The sequence below is a fragment of the Aquabacterium sp. TM01 genome (assembly GCF_057808345.1).
The window spans coordinates 857,447-877,795 of record NZ_AP046529.1 but is presented as its reverse complement, the minus strand read 5'-3'; the positions used below and the strand labels follow the sequence as shown (position 1 = coordinate 877,795).

The window sequence follows — 20,349 nt, the reverse complement described above, 5'->3', positions numbered from 1 at the left end:
CTGCCGTGGGTCAGTTCAAAAATTCAGGTCAGCACCGAACGGACTGACGGTCAACGATGGCCAGCACCTTCAATAACTCTAGGACATCTCTCTGCGAATGCTAGGGCGTCACAATGGGATGTATAGGAATATAAATATTTGCCTCAACAGTCCATCATCGATCACTGCACAAGCTATACATGAATGAGAGCAATGTTTGGCAGAGGTCAACGCTTGACGAACAAAGGTCTCAAATGGCTCAAAGTTTCGTAGTTGTTTCCACGTTTGGCCCGGGTTCATTCCCGGGCTTTTTTGCGCTCACGATACGGCGCTTTTCTCAACACTCCTTTCGGGGACGCTCCGTGGTGAGCAGCAAGTCGGCGCACCACTCTGTATCGCGTGCTGGCATAAAGTTGAAGCTGCCTGACTTCAAATGCATGTTGAATGGGTTGACGCCCAGGACACACCTTCAGCGTGCCTGCATCCTGATCTAGGCTGCAGCCTGATAGCTAGGCCAGCATCGTAGATGAAATTACTGGGTACTTGCTGCTTGGACTTTGAGTCTGCAACCTCTCGGTGACCATAGCCATGGAGATTCGTAGACCTCCCCTGTCCCCAAATCCAGCCAACCCACCTTTGGCACTCGCTTTACCTTTGCATTTGAAGATAGCAATGTGCGCGCCGATCCAAATCTGAGCCACCGTGCCGATCCAATATTGAGCCAGGGCTGGTAGCCGACCAAAGGGTGGTCAGCTGTGGATAAGTGTAGAGCCTTGCCGGGTTTTGATCCCTTCGGCTGGCTTGGTTGATCATCAAGGGGGAGGCCGCGCAGCGGCTTCCCCCTTTGCTTTGCGTGTCAGGCCTTGCCCTCTGCCGCCGCCTGCATCCGAGACTGCTCTCGTGCCTTGATGCGCCTCTTGGCCGTGCTGGAACTGTGCAGGAACCGATGTGACTCGTTACCCGTCTCCAGGATGTGGCAGTGGTGCGTGAGCCGGTCCAGCAGCGCCGTGGTCATCTTGGCATCTCCAAAGACGCGCGACCATTCCGCGAAGTCCAGGTTCGTCGTGATCATCACGCTGGTGTGCTCGTATAGCCGGCTGAGCAGGTGGAACAGCAGCGCACCGCCGGCCTGGCTGAACGGCAGGTAGCCCAGCTCATCGAGGATCACCAGGTCCAGGCGCAGCAAGCTCGTCGCGATGCGTCCGGCCTTGCCTTGTGCCTTCTCTTGCTCTAGCGCGTTGACCAGATCCACCGTGGAGTAAAAGCGCACGCGCCTGCCATGCTTGGTGATGCCGGACACACCGATGGCCGTGGCCAGGTGGGTCTTGCCGGTGCCAGGCCCTCCCACCAACACCACGTTGTGCGCCACTTCTGTGAAGCCTGTCTCTGCCAGCGTGTGAACCAGCTTGCTGTCAACGGGTGACACAGCGAAGTCGAACCCAGCCAGGTCTCGATGCACAGGGAACTTGGCTGCATGCATCTGATGGCTCACCGAGCGCATGGCTCGGTCTGTGGCCTCGGCCTGCAGCAGGTGTTCAATCAACCACCGTGCCTCCTCTGAGCCCGTACTGGCCCCTTGTTCGATCAGGTCCAGCCAGGCGCCCGCCATGCCGTGCAGGCGCAGTTGCTTAAGCTCTGCGGCGATATCACGCATGGTTGATCTCCTCCGTGCCGCCTTGCCCGCGCAAGCTGTCGTAGCGCGCCGTATTGGCCAGTGGTGCCACTGTCGCCTGCAGACAGGTCTGCGCATCCTCTGGCGTGGGCGCAGGATTGAGCCTGCTCAGGACATTGATCACATGCTCGACGCTGACCTTGCCAGACGGTGGCGCGCTCTCCAGCGCCAACTCCACTGCTACCAGCACCGCATCCAGGCCAGCTGTGCTCACAATGGCCAGTACCTGCGCCATGACACGGTCGCCACCAGCCTGGCGCAGCAACCCTCTGCGTAACTGCTGCAAGGCCGGAGGGAGGTCGGCGAAGGGGGCACCATTGCGCAGCGCACCGGGCTTTCTTTGCACCAGCGGGATGTAGTGCTGCCAGTCATAACGGGTCTGGCCTCGGTCAGTCAATCGCTCGTGCTGCGCCACCACCTCATCGTTGGCCACCACGACCACCCGCGTCGGGTACAGCCGGGTGCTGACCATCTGCCCGGCCAACTCGCAGGGCACAGAGTAGCGGTTGCGTGCCACTGAGACCAGGCAGGTGCTGGTCACCCTCGCCGGGCGTTCCACATAGCCGTCAAAGGGCTGAGGCATCGACATCAAGTGGGCACGTTCATGCTCCAGCATCTCGGCCACGCTGAACTGCTGGTGCTCTGGATGGCGAACTTCGGCCCACAGGCTGCGGCAGCGCTCGCCCAACCAGGCATTGAGCTCGGCAAAGGAGCCAAAGCGCTGCTTGGCTGCATCGATCCAGATGCGCCGCCTGCTGTCTTGCACGTTCTTCTCGACGACGCCCTTCTCCCAACCACTGGCCACGTTGCAGAAGTCGGCGTCGAACAGGTAGTGCGCACACATCACCGCAAAGCGGGCGTTGACCACTCGGCCCTTGCCCTTCTTGACCTGGTCCACGGCCGTCTTCATGTTGTCGTAGATGCCCCGACGGGCCACCCCGCCCAGCGCCGCAAAGCTGCGCGTGTGCGCATCGAACAGCATCTCGTGCCCCTGGCTGGGATACGCCACCAGCCAGAACGCACGGCTGGCACACAGCTTCATGTGCGAGACCTGCAGGCGGTAGTAAATGCCGCCCACCACCAGGCCTTCTTCGCTCCAGTCAAACTGGAATGCCTCGCCCAGCTCGAACGACAAGGGCACGAAGGCTCGCGTCGCTGCCGCTTGGCCCTCGCCTTGGCGCCACTGGCGGATGAAGTCCGTCACGCGGCTGTAGCCGCCTTCATAACCTGCCGATTTGAGCTCGCTGTACAGCGCCCGCGCCGTGCGGCGCTCGTGCTTGGGCCGATGGGCATCGGCCTTGAGTGCCTGCTTGAGAACCTCGTGGAAGGCCGTCAATTTGCCCGGTTGCTCGCCTCGCCGGTACTTGGGCTCGCCATCCAATGGCGCCTTGAGCCACTTGGCTATCGTGTTGCGCGACAGCCCCGTCATCCGCGAGATCTCCCGCTCTGACTTCTTGCCTCGGCTGTGCAGCCGCCGGATTCTGCCGATCATGTCCATGGTGATCACTCCTCGAACCCCGCTGCATCAAAAAGCAGCAGGGTAGGTTGAACACCTGGCTCAGTTTTAGATCGGCACACCCCTCATAAGTGGCTCAGTTTTCGGTCGGCGCCAACATTTCTTACGGCCAACAGCCGATGAACCAGAATTTATTGATCTTGCGATCTCTTATCTAGATATAGGTGCAGGACTTAAAACCAATTTTGCCAACAAATCCCTTTGATGACAATAGGTTATGGGATTAAGTGACAGTTCATGGATCGCTACGCTTAGTTCACAAAGATCGCGCCGATGCGGCTGTCGTGAACCAAGGCGGGGACGCCTAGTGCCGGAAGCGTTGCCGCCGGGTTGGCCGTCAGGGAGTTGGCCGCCCGATGCCAGCCCCATCCTCCACCGGCCCAACCATCGACTACCCAACCTACCTACAAAGACGTTCAAAGCGATCCAACCCCATCCGTAACTCAAAGGTGGAAACGATGGTAGAGCGAACTCAACAAAAAACAAAAAAGCCCAAGTGAATCAATCACTTGGGCTTTATGCTTGGCGGAGAGGGTGGGATTCGAACCCACGGTAGGTTATACACCTACGCCTGATTTCGAGTCAGGTACATTCGACCACTCTGCCACCTCTCCTAAACTGGTGCACCCGTGGTCAACGGTGTGTAGCCCGCAAGTATAGCACCAGTTTTTGGCGTTGCAGGCGTCGTCACGCCATGCGGATGAACTCGGCACCACCCAGGTAGGGACGCAGGGCCACCGGCACGTACACCGAGCCATCGGCCTGCTGGTGGTTCTCCAGCACCGCCACCATGGCACGGCCCACCGCCAGGCCCGAGCCATTCAAGGTGTGCACCAGTTCGTTCTTGCCTTGCGCGGTCTTGAAGCGGGCCTGCATGCGGCGGGCCTGGAAGGCCTCGCAGTTCGACACAGAGCTGATCTCGCGGTAAGCGCTTTGCGCGGGCAGCCACACTTCCAGGTCATAGGTCTTGGTCGCGCCAAAGCCCATGTCGCCGGTGCACAGCGACATCACGCGGTACGGCAGCTCCAGCTTTTGCAGCACGGCCTCGGCGTGGCCCACCATCTCTTCGAGGGCCTCATAGCTCTGCTCGGGCGTGGTGATCTGCACCATCTCCACCTTGTCGAACTGGTGCTGGCGGATCATGCCGCGCGTGTCACGTCCAGCACTGCCCGCCTCCGAGCGGAAACATGGGCTGTGCGCCGTGAGCTTGATGGGCAACTGGTCCAACGGCACGATGGTGTCGGCCACCGAGTTGGTCAGCGTCACCTCCGAGGTCGGGATCAGGTACCACTTGCTGTCAGACGCCTCACCGTCGCCCGACGTGACATGGAACAGGTCCTGCTCGAACTTGGGCAACTGGCCGGTGCCTTGCAGCGCCTTGGCCTGCACCAGATATGGCGTGTAGCACTCGGTGTAGCCGTGCTCCTGCGTCTGCAGGTCCAGCATGAACTGGGCGAGCGCGCGGTGCAGGCGTGCGGCAGGCCCCTTCAGGAAGCTGAAGCGCGAGCCCGACAGCTTCGCACCCGTCTCGAAGTCCAGCCCCAGTGGCGCGCCCACGTCCACGTGGTCCTTGACCTCGAAGCTGTATGTAGCGGGCGTGCCCCAGCGGCGCACTTCCACGTTGCCCGACTCGTCCGCACCCACCGGCACGCTGTCGTGCGGCAGGTTGGGCACGGCCAACAGCATGGCCGCGATCTCGGTCTGGATGACCTCCAGGCGGTCGGCACTGGCCTTGAGCTCGTCGCCGATCCCGCCCACTTGCGCCATCACGGCCGACACGTCTTCGCCCTTGCCTTTGAGCATGCCGATCTGCTTGGACAGGCTGTTGCGCTGGGACTGCAGCTCTTCGGTGCGGCTCTGGATGGTCTTGCGTTCGGCTTCGAGCGCGCGGTAGGCGGCCTCGTCCAGGAAGGGCTGCGGGTTCTTGCGCTTGGCCAGGCGGGCCAGCACGCTGTCGAGGTCTTTGCGCAGCAGGGCAATGTCAAGCATGGTGAGGAATCAGGTTGGAATGTGGATCTAGCTTAGCGGCTATTGTCGGTGTTGCGCTCGGTCGGCAGCGGTCGGTCCAGCCCCGTGCCACCCAGCCCCTTGGGCAGTGGAAAGCGCACATGCTCTTCCACACCCTGCATGCGGCGCACGCCCACAGCACCCAGCGCATGCAGGCGGGCAATCACCTGCTGCACCAGCACGTCCGGGGCCGAAGCGCCCGCGGTCAGGCCCACACGCGGGTGCGCGTCGAACCACCCCTCTTGCAGGTCATCGGGACTGTCGATCATGTAGGACGGGGTGCCCAGGCGCTCGGCCAGTTCGCGCAGGCGGTTGCTGTTGGAGCTGGTGGGGCTGCCCACCACGATGACCACGTCCACCTGCGGCGCCATGATCTTGACCGCATCCTGGCGGTTCTGCGTGGCATAGCAGATGTCTTGCTGTTTGGGCTCGCGGATGTGCGGAAAGCGCTGCTTGATGGCGGCCAGGATGCCCGCCGCATCGTCCACCGACAGCGTGGTCTGCGTGACCACGGCCAGCTTCTCGGGGTGGCGCACCTGCACCGTGGCGACGTCATCCTCGTCCTCCACCAGATAGATGCCTTCGCTGACCTGGCCCATCGTGCCTTCGACCTCGGGGTGCCCCTTGTGGCCGATCATGATGAACTCATAGCCCTCGCGGTGCAGCTTGGCCACTTCCACGTGGACCTTGGTGACCAGCGGGCAGGTGGCGTCAAACACCTGAAAACCACGGGCATCGGCCTCACGGCGCACTTCCTGGCTGACGCCGTGGGCGCTGAAGATCAGCGTGGCGCCGGGCGGCACCTCGGCCAGGTCTTCGATGAAGATGGCGCCCTTGGCCTTGAGGTCGTTGACCACATAGGTGTTGTGCACGATCTCGTGGCGCACGTAGATGGGCGCACCGAACTGCGCCAGCGCGCGCTCGACGATCTCGATGGCACGGTCGACGCCGGCGCAAAAGCCACGCGGCTCGGCCAGCAAAACATCTTGGACTTGGGTCATGTCAGAGCACGCCGATCAGCTGCACTTCGAACGTGCACGACTCGCCGGCCAGGGGGTGGTTGAAGTCAAACAAGGCCCACTCCCCAGCGGAGTCCATCTCGCGCACGACCCCGGCGAAGGCCCCCTTGCCATCGGGCGTCGGGAACTGCACCACATCGCCGACATCCCAGGTCTCGTCGAGGTCGCCCAACTGGCGCAGCAAGGACAGGGCCACGCGCTGGATCATCTCCGGGTTGCGCGGACCAAAGGCTTCGCCCGGGGCCAGATCGATGACGGTGCGGGTGCCTTCGGCCAAGCCCATCAGGCGCGCTTCCAGCGCCGGTGCCAGCTCGCCCGAGCCCAGCGACAAGGTGGCGGGCTTGTCGTTGAAGGTGTTGATCACGTCACCGCCATCCGGCCCCGCCAGGCGGTAGTGCAGGGTCAGGAAAGCGCCAGGGGTCACCAGGGGGGCAGCAGAGGTCATGGGGGTGTCTCCCGCGCGACAGACGCGGCAGCGGGGCTCCGGATAAGAAAACGCTGATTTTAGGTTTCAGAAGCCGTTTGCGCAGGCGCATCTGCGAAAGACTTGTTCCGCATCAGGCCCACCCATCCGAGGGCGTTCTTCCGAAGGATAGGCACCCGACTCGACCCACCCGAGAATGTGCCGCTCCATCCACCGCCTGCCACCGCCCCGATGAAAGACCTGCCCGCCGCACTTCGGCCCCGCGAAAAGCTGCTGACGCACGGCCCCGCCGCGCTGGCCGATGCCGAACTGCTGGCCCTGCTGCTGCGCACCGGCATGAAAGGCCTGGGCGTGCTGCAACTGGCCGAAAAGGTACTCACCGACTTGGGGGGCCTCGCCGGCCTGCTGTCCGCGCAGCCAGCGCAACTGACCCGCGTCAAGGGCCTGGGGCCGGCCAAGCGGGCCGAGCTGATGGCCGTGATGGAGATGGCGCGGCGCAGCCTCTCGGGCACGCTGCAAAGCCAGCCGGTGTTCTCCTCGCCGCAGCTCGTCAAGGACTACCTGCAGATGCGCCTGGGCGCCCTGCCCCACGAGGTCTTCGCCGTGCTGTTTCTCGATGCCCAGCACCGCCTGATTGCCTGCGAGGAGCTGTTTCGGGGCACGCTCACGCAAACCTCGGTTTACCCCCGTGAGGTGCTCAAGCGCACGCTCGAGCTCAACGCGGCCAGCCTGATCCTGGCGCACAACCACCCGTCCGGCGTGCTGGAGCCCTCGCGAGCCGACGAGTTGCTCACCCAGACGCTCAAAAGCAGCCTGCAGTTGGTCGATGTGCGAGTGCTCGATCACCTGGTGGTCGGGCGGGGCGGCGCCCTGTCCTTCGCCGAAAAAGGCCTGATCTAAGTTGTTGTAGGCTTGCGCCTTGTGAGCCCCACCAACAAGCCCCCCCTCAACACCACGCTGCGTGATTTCGCCGACCTCAAACGCGCCCTGGGCAAGGCCGCGAAAGAGGCTGCGGCACGCCGTGAGCAGGAGCGCGCCGAGCAAGCGCGTCGCGAGGCCACTCAGCGCAGCCAGGAGGCCGATGCGGCTCTGTTCAAGCGCATGGTCGGTGCCGTTCACGGCCTGCCCCACACGGGCCGCGCCCACCTCCCCCCGCCGCGCCCTCAGCCCATCCCCGCGCGCCGTCAGCTCGACGAGCAAGCCGCGCTGCGCGAATCCCTGTCGGACGAGTTCGATGTAGAAAGCCTGCTGGACACCGACGAGACGCTGTCGTGGCGGCGGCCCGAGCTGGGCATTGACGTGGTGCGCAAACTGCGCCGGGGCGTGTGGGCGCTGCAAGGCGAACTCGACCTGCACGGCCTGCGCACCGACGAGGCCCGCGAAGCGCTCAGCGAGTTCCTGCGCCAGGCCCACCTGAAAGGCTGGCGGTGCGTGCGCGTGGTGCATGGCAAAGGCCTGGGCTCGCCCGGCAAGCAACCTGTCCTCAAGGACAAGACACGGCGCTGGCTGGTGCAAAGTGAGCGGGTGCTCGCCTTCGTGCAGGCGCGGGCCGACGAAGGGGGCGTGGGTGCGCTGGTGGTGTTGCTCAAGCCCGGCAAAACCAAGGGTCAGGCCAGCTACTGACGCCTTACTTGTTGCGCATCCAGTCGGCGGTCTGCATGAAGGCCTGCTGCAGACGCAGCACCAGCTCGTCGGGCACCTGCACATCGACCATGGCCTGGCTCATGCAGGCGACCCACTGGTCACGCTCCTTGATGCCGATGGCAAACGGCAGATGCCGGGCACGCAGTCGTGGATGGCCGAACCGCTCGATGTACAGGCTCGGCCCACCCAGCCAGCCGCTCAGGAACCAGTACAGCTTGTCGCGGGCATCGTCGAGCGTGGTGCCGTGAGCGGCCCGCAGCTCGGTGTAGGCCGGCTCCAGGTCCATCAGGTCGTAGAAGCGGTCGACCAGTTCGCGCACCCGGGCATCGCCGCCGAGCAAGGTGTACGCAGTGGGGGCCGGCAGGGCCTCGGCGGGATCATCGTCCTGGGCAGGATCGTGCATGGGCAAACAACAGGAACAGGACGGAATGGACGATCAGGCGCGACCCAGCAGACGCACGGCCACCTGGCTGACGCCCAGGGCGGCGGGGCTGCCAGGGTGCAGTTCCAGCAACAACTGACGCTTGCGCACGGCCTCGCGCACGCTGGTGTCAAACGGGATGTCGCCCAGGAACTGCAACTTGGGCACCACCCCCGTGGGGCTGACCACGAAGCGGTCGACCACCTGCTGCAGTTGCTGGCAGATGGTGCGCCCATCACCCGGACGCGCCACCTGGTTGACGACCAGGTGCAGTTTTTCGCGCGACTGCTGTGCCGACAGCACCTTGATGGTGGCGTAGGCGTCGGTCATGGACGTGGGCTCGGGCGTGGCCACCACAATGACCTCGCCGGCCATCGAGACGGCATAGAGCACCACATCGGAGATGCCAGCGCCCGTATCGATCAGGATCACATCGAAACGCGGCTTGACGGCCTCGAAGATCTCCAACAGCTTCTCACGCACCTCGGGCGTCAGGCGCGAGTACTCGACCAGGCCCGAGCCAGCCAGCAGCACATGGAAACCGCCGGGGGCCGGCAAGATGGCCTCGTCCAGCTGCGCCTTGCCGGTGAACACGTCGTGCAGCGTGATCTTGGGGTAGAGGTTGAGCACCACGTCGAGGTTGGCCAAGCCCAGGTCGGCGTCCAGCACCAGCACCTTGAGGCCCTGACGGCTCAGCGCCGTGGCCAGGTTGGCGCTGAAAAAGGTCTTGCCCACCCCGCCCTTGCCGCTGGTGACGGCCACCGTGCGGGCAAGCCGGGTGGACGGTTTGGAAGGATTTGTCTCGGAAACTGGCATGGGCACCATCATGAGGTCGTTTTCGGGTGTTCCTCAAGAATTTCTGAGGCCGAGAGGGTGTCAGATTGCGCAAGACTGCTGAACAGGAAGCTTTTTTCCTCGGCACTGACCACCGTCAGGGGCGGCGTGTCCAGGCAGGTGCGGTTGCGGCCCTGCGCCTTGGCGCGGTAGAGCTGCTGGTCGGCACGCTCGGACCAGAGGATGACGGAGGAGCGCACCCACTGCGGCGCAAAGGCCCCGCCGATGCTCACCGTCACCGAGGTGGTGGCGCCGCCCAGCAAGGTGATCTGCCGTTGCGCGATCCGATGGCGAATGCGCTCGGCCACCGTCTGCCCGAAGGCAGGCGGGCAATTGGGCAGGATGATGGCGAACTCTTCGCCCCCAACGCGGGCCACCATGTCCATGGGCCGCACGCACTCCTGCAGACACTCCGCCACCGCGCGGATGACGGCATCTCCGGACACGTGTCCATGGGTGTCGTTGATGGCCTTGAAGTGATCGATGTCGGCCACGAGCAGCAGCGAGGGCTCGCCCACGCGGGCCACCCGGTCGATCTCGCGGGCCAGGGAGGCCTCGAACTGCCGACGGTTGGCCAGGCCAGTGAGCGGGTCACGGCTGGACAGGTCGCACAGCCCCTCGACGATGGCCTGCACCCACGGCCATTCACCGACGCGGCAGCCCACCGGCACACGCCAGCCCGCCTGGGTCAGCAAGGCCACAGCATTGCTCAGATCAAGCAGGCCTTCCGGAATCAGCCTCGTGTCAGGGACGGCAGGGTGACAGTTGGGGGATGCGATGGCTCACTCCACGACAAATTCGTCAATTGTCCGCAAGTCTAGCAGGGCAGGACGCACCCAAGCCCCCAGATGAAGGGCCTAATAGCAAGGTTCAGCGAACGTTGTGGCGCAAGCGGCAAAGCAGATTCAAGCCGCGCGCATCGCGTCCGATTGACCCATTTCAGGGTAAGGTGTAACCATCGGTGCACCTTGCCACCTGCCTCCGCTTTGGCGCCTGACGCCCCTCCTTCATGGACATCGTTGCCGACCGCGAGTTCAACTTCCATGCCCGCGACTTCGCGCGGGTGCGCGCCCTCATCTACGACCGCGCCGGCATCAGCCTGCACGAGGGCAAACAGGCCATGGTCTACAGCCGCCTGTCGCGGCGCCTGCGCGAAACCGGTCACCCCTCCTTCGAGGGCTACCTGCAATGGCTGGAAAGTGCCTCCGGCGCCCAGGCGCAGCAGGAGTGGCAGGAGTTCGTCAACTGCCTGACCACCAATTTGACTTCGTTTTTCCGCGAAGAGCACCACTTCCACACCCTGACCGACTGGCTCAAGGCCCGCGGCCCCCAGCCCACGCGCATCTGGTGTTGCGCCGCCTCCACGGGGGAGGAGCCGTATTCGCTGGCAATGACGGTGGCCGAAACCGTCGGGCTGAACGCCCCGGTCAAGATCCTGGCCAGCGACATCGACACCAACGTGCTGCAAACGGCTTCCCGCGCGGTGTACGACGCGGGGGCCCGCGGCCTGAGCCCGCAGCGGCTCAAGCAGTTCTTCTTGCGGGGCAAGGGCAACAACAGCGGCTACATCCGGGTCAAGCCGGAGTTGACGCGGATGGTGGAGTTCCGCCCCTTCAACCTGATGCAGACGCAATGGCAACTGGGCGAGCCTTTTGACGTGGTGTTCTGCCGCAATGTGATGATCTACTTCGATGGGCCGACGCAGCGCAAGGTGCTGGAGCGCATCCATGGCGTCATGAGGCCCAAGGGGCTGCTGTTTGTCGGTCACTCCGAAAACTTCACCGAATCGCGCGACATCTTCGTCCTCAAGGGCAAGACGGTCTACGACCGAGTCTGAGCCGCGTCGCCACAAGGATTCCCCTCATGTCCAGCATTCCACCCTTCGGGAGCGCGCGCGGCGCCGCTACAGGGACACCGGCCCGGCCAGGGTCGCTTGCCTCCGCAGCGGCCGCGCTCCACCAAGTGCCTGGGCCGCGCACGGAACGTCTGGCGCGCCTCAAAGCCCGCTCTCCCAAGCCGGGTGAAGCCTCCTTCTTCTATTTCGACGCCCACTTCAAGGCCGAGGCCGTCAAGATCCTGCCAGGCGAGTACTTTGTCTACCACGAAGACCTGCTGATCATGACGACGCTGGGCTCGTGCATCGCCGTGTGCCTGTGGGACCGCCAGGCCAAGGTCGGGGGCATGAACCATTTCATGCTGCCCGACAGCGGCGGCAACGGCCAGGACTCCGGGCGCTACGGCTCGTATGCGATGGAACTGCTCATCAACGAGCTGATGAAGCTGGGCGCCTCGCGGATGACGATGGAGGCCAAGGTGTTTGGCGGCGGGGCCGTCATCAGTGGCATGAACACCATCAACGTGGGCGAGCGCAACACCGCCTTCGTGATGGACTATCTCAAGACCGAGCGCATCCCGGTGGTGTCCAAGGACGTCCTCGACATCTACCCGCGCAAGGTCTGCTTCCTGCCCTTCAGTGGCAAGGCCATGGTCAAGCGCCTGACGCCCAGCAACCCGGAAGCCATCCTTCAACAAGAGCGCCTGGCGGCGCAAAAAGTGGCCCCCGTCTCGACGGGCGGCGGCTCGATCGACCTGTTCTGACAGGTGGAGAACGACATGCCCAAGATTTCTGTGGTGGTGGTGGACGACTCGGCGCTGGTTCGCAGCATGCTGACGGAGATCATCAACCGACAAGCCGACATGGAGTGCATCGGTGCGGCGGCCGACCCGTTCGTGGCCCGCGAGATGATCCGCAACCTCAACCCCGACGTGATCACGCTGGACGTGGAGATGCCGCGCATGGATGGCCTGGACTTTCTCTCCAAGCTGATGCGTTTGCGGCCCATGCCGGTGGTGATGGTGTCCACGCTGACCGAGCGCGGCGCCGAGGTGACGCTCAAGGCACTGGAGCTGGGCGCGGTGGACTTCGTCTCCAAGCCCAAGATTGGCGTGGTCGATGGCCTGCGTCAGTTGTCGGACGACATCACAGACAAGATCCGGGTGGCTTCGAAGGCGCGCATTCACCGCCTGACGCCGGCCGCGCCTCCCGCAACGTCGACCGCGACCGCACCTGCGAGCGGCGTCCGCACGGCGGCGAGCACGCCGACCGTCGCGGCCAAGCCGCTGAACACGGGCTCCTACAGCCTGGGTCGTCTGTCCACCGAAAAGCTGATCTTCATCGGCGCCTCCACCGGCGGCACCGAGGCCACCAAGGAAGTACTGACCGCCCTGCCCGCGGACTCACCGGGCGTGGTCATCACCCAGCACATGCCCCCGGGCTTCACCCGCAACTACGCTGCACGCCTGGACGGCCTGTGCAAGATCCGCGTGAAGGAAGCCAGTGATGGCGAGCGCATCCTACCCGGTCACGCCTACATCGCCCCCGGCGGTCTGCACCTGAGCGTGGAGCGCTCGGGCGCCAACTACATTGCGCGCGTGCAGGACGGTGACCCGGTCAACCGCCACAAGCCCAGTGTGGAAGTGCTGTTCAAGTCGGCGGCGCGCGTGGCCGGCCCCAACGCCATCGGCATCATGCTGACCGGCATGGGCGCCGACGGGGCCAAGGCGATGCGCGAGATGCGCGACGCGGGCGCCTACTGTGTGGCGCAGGACGAGGCCAGCTGTGTCGTTTTCGGCATGCCGCGCGAGGCGATTGCGGCCGGTGCGGTGCAGGAGGTGTTGCCGCTCAACAAGGTGGCGCAGCATGTGCTCGATCACCTGCGCGCCACCGTGGGCCAGGCGCTCAGCCGCGTCTGACCCCCGCCACCGTCCTCAAGGCCGACCCACGAAGAGCATGAGGGTGGGCCCCACACCCGGGCTGTGCAGGATGGCGGTGTAGACCGGCCCGATGGCCGTGTCAGCCCCCAGGTACAGGCTCAGCCCGGTCTTCTTGGCCCCCAGCCAGACGTCCCGCGGGCGCTGCCAGGCATTGCCCACTTCCAGACTGGTGCCGGCAAACAGCCCCCGGGTGAGCAGCATGTCACTCAGGCGCACGTGGTAGCCCAGACGCAGCAAGCCCACTTGCGGCCCGGCCACCTGGAACGGCGCGTACCCGGAGAGCTGCTGGAACCCGCCCAGCCCGAAGCGGCCTATGGCCGGTTGCGCCCCTTCCGACAGGGCCAGCCGCCCCATCAGGCTCAGTGTGTGCGGCCCCCAGGAGTTCACCCACTGGCCCTGCACGTCGAAGGTTCGCAGATAGCCCGCCACATAGCTGCTGTCCTGGCGATTGCGGCCCTGCCCCTGGAACCATTGACCCTCCACGCGCCAGCCCTTGGACGGGAAGTAGGCGTGGTCCAACTGGTCGAACACGGCCTTGAGGCGCCAGCCGCTTTCGCGCCAGCGCTCGGTCAAGGCGGCCGTCGGGCGTGAGAGGCGGTAGTCGGCCGTGGCCAGCGAGGGCTTGTCGCGCCCGATTTGCTCGACCCAGCCCAGCCGCCATTCGCCCAACTCGCGCCAGTTCAGCCCCGCCTCCAGCGCGATCTGGGTCTGGCCACGCTCGTTGCGTGCGTCCTCGGGGCCATCCGGGTCGCGGTAGACGTCGAAGGTGCGGCGCTGGGCGCTGGCCGCTGCGGCGACAAAGCCGCTCAGGCCATCGGGCAGGTGCCACGCCATCGGCCGGTACCACTCGGTGCCCACCAGCGGGCTGGTGCCCAGACGCAGGATGTTGCGCCACTCGCTGCCCGCACTGTCGAGCCAATGGCGGTTGTGCACCAGCTTGAGGTTGAACGCGCTGCGTCCCCGGTTGTCGGCACTGAAGTCCAGCCCCATCTGCAGGTAGTTCGGCCCCCAGGGCTTGTCCTCCAGGTCGTACACCAGACCGGCCTCGCCTTCGGGCGTGCGCGACAGTCGGTAGTCGGTACGCAGGTAATCGCCCGAGGCGGCCAACAGGTTGATGTCGCGCTCGGCCTTGGCCACGTCGAACACCTGGCCAGGCTGGCTCGCGAACATGTCGGCGCGCAGGTCGGGGCGGGTCAGCTCGGACCCCTCGGTGCGCACGAACTGCAGGGTCGGTGGGGGCGGCTGACGGCGCTGGCGCGCGGCCTTCCAGGCGGCGTAGTCGGCTTCGGACAGTTGCAGGTCCTGCATGCGCAGCACCATGGCCTCGGCCTGCACCTCACCCTGGTCCATGAACTCACGGGCCCGGTTGAAATCGGCCGAGGTCAGGCCCTCAAGCCGGGGCGCGATCAGCACATCCTGCGGCGTCAGCGTGCGCAGGCTTTGCTGCACGTTCTGCTCGGTCAGGATGTTGATCATCTGCGCGGTCACCCCGGTCAGGGTGGACAGGGTCTCGCGCGGCGCCAGCGAGGTGCCGATGTTGACGACGATGAGCCGATCGGCCCCCATCGCGCGGGCCACGTCCACCGGCGTGTTGTTGACCAGGCCGCCATCGCCCAGGATGCGGCCGCTCACTTCCAGCGGCGCGAAGATGCCCGGGACCGACATGCTGCTGCGCAAGGCCGTGGCCAGATCGCCCTCGGCCAGGATCACGGGCTGACCGGTCTCCATGTCGGTGGCCACCGCGCGAAACGGCGTGGGCAACTGGTCGAAATGGCGGATCTGGCTGGCCGACAGGGTCAGGCGGCGCAGGTGGGCCTCCAGCACGCGGCTGGACAAAGACCCCAGGGGTGCCTTCAAGCCATCGCTGCCAATGCCGATTTCCAGCAAGGGCGAGACCTCGAAGTCGTGCTCCTTGCGGCGCTGGGACAGCTCGCGACGCTCCACGCGACTGGCAAAGACGTTGTCCCAATCCAGGCGCTGAACTTCGCGCTCGACCTCCAGCGCAGACAGGCCACTGGCATACAGGCCACCCACGATGGCGCCCATGGAGGTGCCGGCAATCACATCCACCGGGATGCGTTCGCGCTCCAGCACCTTGAGCACACCCACATGGGCCAGTCCCCGGGCACCACCGCCCGACAGCACCAGGCCCACCTTGGGGCGATCGGCCCACGCAGGCAGGCACGCGAGCCCACTCAGGAGCAAGGCACACACGGTGCGGCGAAGGGACAGGCGTGCAGGCGAAGACATGCGCAAGATTGTGCCGTGTCAAACCCGCTTGCCAATCCGGCTGGGTGCGCATACAAACTTGATGTAAGTCAGAACGCTCTGGCTCGATCCGCGGTTTGATAGCTCCAAGAAAGCACAACGGAGAACCATCATGCAAGCATTGACCGACTTCCTGACCACCGACTATGGCCTGATGAGCTTGGGCGTGATTGCCTTCACCCTGATCATGGGTGCCTACATCGGCCGCTTTGTGGCGCGCCACATCAAGGAAGACACCGAGGCCCACGACCGCGCAGTGCGCGAGGGCCGTGCCACCTGATCTGCGATCGGTGAGCACATGAAAAAAGGCCGCTGAACCCAGCGGCCTTTTTCTTGTCTGGCAAGGTTGCCAGGCAGCAGGTACGGCGGGTGCGGCGAACCGCACCCCAGGGCATTACATGCCCATGCCACCCATACCGCCCATACCGCCCATGCCACCCATGTCGGGCATGCCACCGGCGGCTTCGTCCTTAGGAGCCTCGGAGATCATGCACTCGGTGGTCAGCATCAGCGAGGCCACGGAGGCGGCGTTCTGCAGAGCCGTACGGGTGACCTTCGTGGGATCCAGGATGCCCATTTCGATCATGTCACCGTAGGTGTCATTGGCAGCGTTGAAGCCGTAGGTGCCCGAACCCGCCAGCACGGCGTTGACGACCACGGAGGGTTCGCCACCGGCGTTGGCCACGATCTCGCGCAGAGGCGCTTCAACAGCCTTCAGGACCAGCTTGATGCCGGCTTCCTGGTCAGCGTTGTCGCCGTGCACGTTGCCAGCTGCTTGCTTGGCGCGCAGCAGAGCGACGCCACCACCAGCGACCACGCCTTCTTCGACGGCTGCACGGGTGGCGTGCAGGGCGTCTTCAACGCGGGCCTTCTTTTCCTTCATTTCGACTTCGGTGGCAGCGCCAACCTTGATCACGGCCACGCCGCCAGCCAGCTTGGCCACGCGTTCCTGCATCTTTTCGCGGTCGTAGTCGCTGGTCGCTTCTTCGATCTGGATGCGGATTTGCTTGACGCGTGCTTCGATGTCAGCAGCTTCGCCCACGCCGTCGATGATGGTCGTGTTTTCCTTGCCCACTTCGATGCGCTTGGCCTGACCCAGGTCAGCCAGGGTGACCTTGTCCAGGGCCATGCCGACTTCTTCAGCGATGACCTTGCCGCCGGTCAGGATGGCGATGTCTTCCAGCATGGCCTTGCGACGGTCGCCGAAGCCAGGGGCCTTGACAGCCACGACCTTCAGGATGCCGCGGATGGTGTTGACCACCAGGGTGGCCAGGGCTTCGCCATCGACGTCTTCAGCAATGATCAGCAGCGGACGGCCAGCCTTGGCAACTTGCTCCAGGGTGGGCAGCAGGTCACGGATGTTGGACACCTTCTTGTCGTACAGCAGCACGAAGGGGTTGTCCAGCAAGGCAGCTTGCTTTTCAGGGTTGTTGATGAAGTAAGGCGACAGGTAGCCGCGGTCGAACTGCATGCCTTCGACGACTTCCAGCTCGTTGTTCAGGCTCTTGCCGTCTTCAACGGTGATGACGCCTTCCTTGCCGACCTTGTCCATGGCGTTGGCGATGATTTCGCCGACGTCAGCGTCCGAGTTGGCGGAGATGGTGCCAACTTGAGCGATTTCCTTGGTCGTGGTGGTGGCCTTGGATTGCTTCTTCAGCTCGACGATCAGGGCGGCAACCGCCTTGTCGATGCCGCGCTTCAGGTCCATCGGGTTCATGCCGGCGGCCACGTACTTCATGCCTTCGCGCACGATGGCTTGGGCCAGCACGGTGGCGGTGGTGGTGCCGTCGCCAGCGTTGTCAGAGGTCTTGGAAGCAACTTCCTTGACCATCTGCGCGCCCATGTTCTGCAGCTTGTCCTTGAGTTCGATTTCCTTGGCCACGGACACACCGTCCTTGGTCACGGTGGGGGCGCCAAACGAGCGCTCGAGCACCACGTTGCGGCCCTTGGGGCCCAGGGTGACCTTGACCGCATTGGCCAGGATGTTCACGCCTTCGACCATGCGAGCACGTGCTTCGCCGCCGAAGATGACGTCTTTTGCTGCCATGTGTATTTCTCCGAATTCAGTAAATGGGGTGGTAAGCCACGCTTGCCTCGCGCTCAGTCTGCGCCGAGGAAAGCGTCAGTGCTTTACTTGGCGACGACGGCGAAGAGGTCTTCTTCACGCATGACCAGCAGCTCTTCGCCATCGACCTTGACGGTCTGGCCCGAGTACTTGCCGAACAGGACGCGATCGCCCACAGCCACGTTCAGGGCAACGAATTCGCCCTTGTCATTGCGCTTGCCAGGACCGACGGCCAGCACTTCGCCTTGGTCAGGCTTTTCGGCGGCGTTGTCGGGAATGATGATGCCCAGGGCGGTCTTGGTTTCTTGTTCCAAGCGCTTGACGATCACGCGATCGTGCAGAGGACGCAGTTTCATGACTTCTCCTGTCTGTTGAGACATCGGTTTGACAATGGATGCGACGTGAGTGAATGCTCACATCAGCGGTACGAATGAGGGGCTTGGTCACCAACGCGACCCAACCGTTAGCACTCGCCAGTGGTGAGTGCTAATAGATTATAGGGACGGCGTGCGGAGTTTCAAGGGGGCGATGCGCGCTTCGTGCGTTTGTGTCGAACGTCGTTGCACTGGAAGCGATGAACCGCTCATGGTGGCACTTTGCGTCCCCCCCTGAAAAGAGATCAATTTGGCAGCTTGCCGACAGCGTCCCGCCAACGGCGCCAAACACTTGCCGAAGCCCATCGCCAAGATGGGCAGGGTAAGCCCGACACCTGAGCAAGCGGGGGGCGCGCACGTCAAAGCGGGGTGGCCTATGCCATAACACTGACTTGATCAGAATCGATCTGGACGCTTGGGCTCCGCGAACGCGTGAACACCAAGGCCGACATTCAAACCAGTGGAGAAATACATGAAATTTGCATTCAAGAGCAGTGTTGTAGCTGCGGCTTTCGTTGCTGCGGGCTCCGCCAGCGCCGTCACGCTGACTGCTGGAAACCCATCACAGTCTGTCAATGGTTTGCCCTTCATAAGCGGTTCGGGCGCGTTGACTTTCAGCCAGACGCTGATTGATGCTCTGAACACCGGTGGCGTGCAGGTGGTCGCTGCTGCCCCTGCCACCTCCAACATCGCCGGTGTCCCCGGTGACTACACCGCAGTGGGTGTGGCTGCACCGGTGACCCAACTGGACGTCGCTGCCAATGGCTTGATTAATACAGCCACCAGCGTGGGTGGCGCCACCCAGATCGCAGCTGCGGTCAAGGGTGTATCGTACGGCGGCACCGTCAGCGTGACGAACTTGAAGATCGACATGGTCAACAAGAACATCTACGCTGACTTCGTGGGGGCCGGCAAGACTAGCACTGGCACAACGGTCAACGTTAACGCCGCCAATGTGCTGGCCTGGTCCTTCACCGACATCGCTGGCCCGACATCGCTGACTTCGCCAGGCACCTTTGACATCAACCTATCTGGTTTGGCTCTGACCACCGCAGGGTTCAACAACCTCAAGGCCGGTCTGGGGCTGTACTCGATCGGGCTGATTGCCCTGCAAGGCGCTTCTGCTGACTTTGGTACGATGCGTTTGTCGCTGTCCACCGGCTTCCTTTCCCCTCCGATTCCACCCATCCCAGAGCCCTCAACCTATGCGCTGATGGGGTTGGGCTTGGTCGGGCTGGCTCTGGCTCGTCGTCGCACAGCGAAGTGAACACTCGGGCCTCGGCATGAAGAAGGCCGGGCCGTGTCGCTTCGACCAGTGGAGGCCAAACCGCAATCTGGCCGCCAGGCAAACCAATCTTTGGGCGGCCCCAGTCAGCCCAAGCGGGTGATCAGGGATGTTCTTGAGCGGCCGCCTGGACAAGTGCTGCGTTGCGTTGCCCTCTACAGTCTTCGGCTAAACTGGAGCGGGGACGCCTGACCCGGCGCGCCCAGCCACCTCGTCTTGCCCCGCGTGAATGCCCCTTCGGCCCGACAGCCTGCCGCCCTGCGCCGCACCGCTATCGCCCGAGTGGCCCATGAGCCCGCCGCATTGCGCCGATTCACGCCGAGAGCGCCGTCGTCCGACGGGGTCGCTCTCCCTCGAAGGGCACCGCAGCACATGCCGGGCTATCAGACCAAACAAGAGTGCATCGCCATCCCTGGCGCCCACGACCTGCACATCCAATCCCTGCTCGACCGCCAGCAGTACGCCGACCCGCTGGGGGAAGCCGAAGCCCTGGGCATCTCCAGCGCGGCGTGGCCGCTGTTCGGGCTGCTGTGGCCTTCGTCGCTGCAACTGGCCAGCTGGATGGCCGAGCGGCCCCTGGTGCCCGGTGAGCGCATTTTGGAAGTGGGTTGCGGCCTGGCGCTGGCCAGCATGGTGGCGCACCGTCAGGGGGCCGACGTGACCGCCTCCGACTGCCACCCGCTGACCGAGACCTTCCTGAACCGCAACATCGACCTCAACGACCTGTCGCCCCTGCCGTACCGCCATGGCAACTGGGGCGACGACGCCGACACGGTAGAGCGCCCCGGTCACCCGGCCGTGTCGGGGCGCTTCGACCTGATCATCGGCAGTGACGTGCTCTATGAGCGCGACGAGTCAGGCAAGCTGTCGGGCTTCATCGCCCTGCATGCCCTGCCCTGCGCCGAGGTGCTGATCGTGGACCCCAACCGGGGCAACCGCTCTGCCTTCAACAAGCGCATGGCCCAGGTCGGCTTCACGCTGGAAGAAATCGACCTCAGCGGCCGTGACGCCCAGGGCACGCCCTACAAGGGCCGCATGCTGCGCTACCAGCGCGGGCACGCCTGAGC

General features: G+C 64.2%; 19 protein-coding genes and 1 tRNA gene. 8 read left to right on the top strand and 12 right to left on the bottom strand.

Translation table 11 applies throughout. From position 1 onward, the window contains the following. Positions 1-835 precede the first annotated feature (835 nt). From istB to AC3WW4_RS04060, 6 genes are all read right to left on the bottom strand, one after another. Positions 836-1,633 carry an IS21-like element helper ATPase IstB gene (gene istB / locus AC3WW4_RS04085; protein WP_488826812.1) on the bottom strand — a complete coding sequence of 266 codons (798 nt, stop codon included), beginning with the start codon at positions 1,631-1,633 and terminating at the stop codon, positions 836-838. After that, entirely contained in the window at positions 1,626-3,149 is a 1,524-nt protein-coding gene (gene istA, locus AC3WW4_RS04080) for an IS21-like element ISJsp3 family transposase (RefSeq protein WP_488827105.1), read from the bottom strand. The genes istB and istA overlap by 8 nt, the downstream gene beginning before the upstream one ends. 541 nt (positions 3,150-3,690) lie before the next feature. Beyond that, a tRNA-Ser gene (locus AC3WW4_RS04075) sits at positions 3,691-3,781 on the bottom strand. 73 nt (positions 3,782-3,854) lie between these two features. Continuing rightward, entirely contained in the window at positions 3,855-5,156 is a 1,302-nt protein-coding gene (gene serS, locus AC3WW4_RS04070; protein ID WP_488827104.1) for a serine--tRNA ligase, read from the bottom strand. 32 nt (positions 5,157-5,188) lie between these two features. Then, the gene (ispH, locus tag AC3WW4_RS04065) at positions 5,189-6,175 is read right to left on the bottom strand and encodes a 4-hydroxy-3-methylbut-2-enyl diphosphate reductase (protein WP_488827103.1); all 987 of its coding nucleotides are present in this window, start codon (positions 6,173-6,175) and stop codon (positions 5,189-5,191) included. A 1-nt stretch (position 6,176) separates the two neighbouring features. Next, a complete protein-coding gene (locus AC3WW4_RS04060; RefSeq protein WP_488827102.1) occupies positions 6,177-6,638 on the bottom strand; it encodes an FKBP-type peptidyl-prolyl cis-trans isomerase in 462 nt (153 codons plus the stop codon). A 210-nt stretch (positions 6,639-6,848) separates the two neighbouring features. On the opposite strand from AC3WW4_RS04060, the gene radC reads away from it, so the two are divergent. Further along, positions 6,849-7,517: a RadC family protein gene (gene radC / locus AC3WW4_RS04055; protein WP_488827101.1), complete on the top strand. Its 669-nt coding sequence runs from the start codon at positions 6,849-6,851 to the stop codon at positions 7,515-7,517. A gap of 21 nt (positions 7,518-7,538) precedes the next feature. Further along, positions 7,539-8,240 (top strand): Smr/MutS family protein, encoded by a 702-nt coding sequence (locus AC3WW4_RS04050; RefSeq protein WP_488827100.1) that lies wholly within the window; start codon positions 7,539-7,541, stop codon positions 8,238-8,240. A gap of 4 nt (positions 8,241-8,244) precedes the next feature. Here the strand turns inward: AC3WW4_RS04050 and AC3WW4_RS04045 are convergent, their stop codons facing one another. Genes AC3WW4_RS04045 through AC3WW4_RS04035 form a run of 3 tightly spaced genes read right to left on the bottom strand, consistent with a single transcriptional unit; the run spans position 8,245 to position 10,217 of the window. Beyond that, complete coding sequence (locus AC3WW4_RS04045) at positions 8,245-8,664, bottom strand: group II truncated hemoglobin (protein WP_488827099.1); 420 nt, start codon at positions 8,662-8,664, stop codon at positions 8,245-8,247. Between the two features lie 33 nt (positions 8,665-8,697). Further along, entirely contained in the window at positions 8,698-9,507 is an 810-nt protein-coding gene (locus AC3WW4_RS04040; RefSeq protein WP_488829688.1) for a MinD/ParA family protein, read from the bottom strand. Beyond that, positions 9,507-10,217, bottom strand: a complete 711-nt coding sequence (locus AC3WW4_RS04035; protein ID WP_488827098.1) for a GGDEF domain-containing protein — start codon at positions 10,215-10,217, stop codon at positions 9,507-9,509. Before AC3WW4_RS04035 ends, AC3WW4_RS04040 begins: the two co-directional genes overlap by 1 nt. A gap of 308 nt (positions 10,218-10,525) precedes the next feature. On the opposite strand from AC3WW4_RS04035, the gene AC3WW4_RS04030 reads away from it, so the two are divergent. The 3 genes from AC3WW4_RS04030 to AC3WW4_RS04020 are packed head-to-tail and all read left to right on the top strand — an operon-like array spanning position 10,526 to position 13,269. After that, positions 10,526-11,353, top strand: a complete 828-nt coding sequence (locus AC3WW4_RS04030; protein WP_488827097.1) for a CheR family methyltransferase — start codon at positions 10,526-10,528, stop codon at positions 11,351-11,353. Between the two features lie 26 nt (positions 11,354-11,379). Then, complete coding sequence (cheD, locus tag AC3WW4_RS04025) at positions 11,380-12,114, top strand: chemoreceptor glutamine deamidase CheD (RefSeq protein ID WP_488827096.1); 735 nt, start codon at positions 11,380-11,382, stop codon at positions 12,112-12,114. A gap of 15 nt (positions 12,115-12,129) precedes the next feature. Further along, positions 12,130-13,269: a protein-glutamate methylesterase/protein-glutamine glutaminase gene (locus AC3WW4_RS04020; RefSeq protein ID WP_488827095.1), complete on the top strand. Its 1,140-nt coding sequence runs from the start codon at positions 12,130-12,132 to the stop codon at positions 13,267-13,269. A 15-nt stretch (positions 13,270-13,284) separates the two neighbouring features. On the opposite strand, the gene AC3WW4_RS04015 is transcribed toward AC3WW4_RS04020, so the two are convergent. After that, positions 13,285-15,540, bottom strand: coding sequence for a patatin-like phospholipase family protein (locus tag AC3WW4_RS04015; RefSeq protein ID WP_488827094.1), 2,256 nt, complete (start codon positions 15,538-15,540; stop codon positions 13,285-13,287). Positions 15,541-15,670: 130 nt separating this feature from the next. Between AC3WW4_RS04015 and AC3WW4_RS04010 the strand changes: the two genes are divergently transcribed. After that, positions 15,671-15,838, top strand: a complete 168-nt coding sequence (locus AC3WW4_RS04010) for a DUF3149 domain-containing protein (protein ID WP_373691869.1) — start codon at positions 15,671-15,673, stop codon at positions 15,836-15,838. 114 nt (positions 15,839-15,952) lie between these two features. On the opposite strand, the gene groL is transcribed toward AC3WW4_RS04010, so the two are convergent. Together groL and AC3WW4_RS04000 are read right to left on the bottom strand one after the other, a co-directional pair. Then, positions 15,953-17,605 carry a chaperonin GroEL gene (groL, locus tag AC3WW4_RS04005; protein ID WP_488827093.1) on the bottom strand — a complete coding sequence of 551 codons (1,653 nt, stop codon included), beginning with the start codon at positions 17,603-17,605 and terminating at the stop codon, positions 15,953-15,955. A gap of 83 nt (positions 17,606-17,688) precedes the next feature. After that, positions 17,689-17,979, bottom strand: coding sequence for a co-chaperone GroES (locus AC3WW4_RS04000; RefSeq protein WP_488827092.1), 291 nt, complete (start codon positions 17,977-17,979; stop codon positions 17,689-17,691). Positions 17,980-18,457: 478 nt separating this feature from the next. Here AC3WW4_RS04000 and AC3WW4_RS03995 point away from each other — a divergent pair, with 478 nt between their 5' ends. Next, positions 18,458-19,264, top strand: coding sequence for a PEP-CTERM sorting domain-containing protein (locus tag AC3WW4_RS03995; protein WP_488827091.1), 807 nt, complete (start codon positions 18,458-18,460; stop codon positions 19,262-19,264). 390 nt (positions 19,265-19,654) lie between these two features. Beyond that, positions 19,655-20,347: a class I SAM-dependent methyltransferase gene (locus tag AC3WW4_RS03990; RefSeq protein ID WP_488827090.1), complete on the top strand. Its 693-nt coding sequence runs from the start codon at positions 19,655-19,657 to the stop codon at positions 20,345-20,347. Positions 20,348-20,349: the final 2 nt, after the last annotated feature.

Coding starts and splice junctions, on each gene's coding strand:
- istB (WP_488826812.1), bottom strand. CDS start 1,633: ATGCGTGATATCGCCGCAGAGCTTAAGCAACTGCGCCTGCACGGCATG.
- istA (WP_488827105.1), bottom strand. CDS start 3,149: ATGGACATGATCGGCAGAATCCGGCGGCTGCACAGCCGAGGCAAGAAG.
- serS (WP_488827104.1), bottom strand. CDS start 5,156: ATGCTTGACATTGCCCTGCTGCGCAAAGACCTCGACAGCGTGCTGGCC.
- ispH (WP_488827103.1), bottom strand. CDS start 6,175: ATGACCCAAGTCCAAGATGTTTTGCTGGCCGAGCCGCGTGGCTTTTGC.
- AC3WW4_RS04060 (WP_488827102.1), bottom strand. CDS start 6,638: ATGACCTCTGCTGCCCCCCTGGTGACCCCTGGCGCTTTCCTGACCCTG.
- radC (WP_488827101.1), top strand. CDS start 6,849: ATGAAAGACCTGCCCGCCGCACTTCGGCCCCGCGAAAAGCTGCTGACG.
- AC3WW4_RS04045 (WP_488827099.1), bottom strand. CDS start 8,664: ATGCACGATCCTGCCCAGGACGATGATCCCGCCGAGGCCCTGCCGGCC.
- AC3WW4_RS04040 (WP_488829688.1), bottom strand. CDS start 9,507: ATGGTGCCCATGCCAGTTTCCGAGACAAATCCTTCCAAACCGTCCACC.
- AC3WW4_RS04030 (WP_488827097.1), top strand. CDS start 10,526: ATGGACATCGTTGCCGACCGCGAGTTCAACTTCCATGCCCGCGACTTC.
- cheD (WP_488827096.1), top strand. CDS start 11,380: ATGTCCAGCATTCCACCCTTCGGGAGCGCGCGCGGCGCCGCTACAGGG.
- AC3WW4_RS04020 (WP_488827095.1), top strand. CDS start 12,130: ATGCCCAAGATTTCTGTGGTGGTGGTGGACGACTCGGCGCTGGTTCGC.
- AC3WW4_RS04015 (WP_488827094.1), bottom strand. CDS start 15,540: ATGTCTTCGCCTGCACGCCTGTCCCTTCGCCGCACCGTGTGTGCCTTG.
- AC3WW4_RS04010 (WP_373691869.1), top strand. CDS start 15,671: ATGCAAGCATTGACCGACTTCCTGACCACCGACTATGGCCTGATGAGC.
- groL (WP_488827093.1), bottom strand. CDS start 17,605: ATGGCAGCAAAAGACGTCATCTTCGGCGGCGAAGCACGTGCTCGCATG.
- AC3WW4_RS04000 (WP_488827092.1), bottom strand. CDS start 17,979: ATGAAACTGCGTCCTCTGCACGATCGCGTGATCGTCAAGCGCTTGGAA.
- AC3WW4_RS03990 (WP_488827090.1), top strand. CDS start 19,655: ATGCCGGGCTATCAGACCAAACAAGAGTGCATCGCCATCCCTGGCGCC.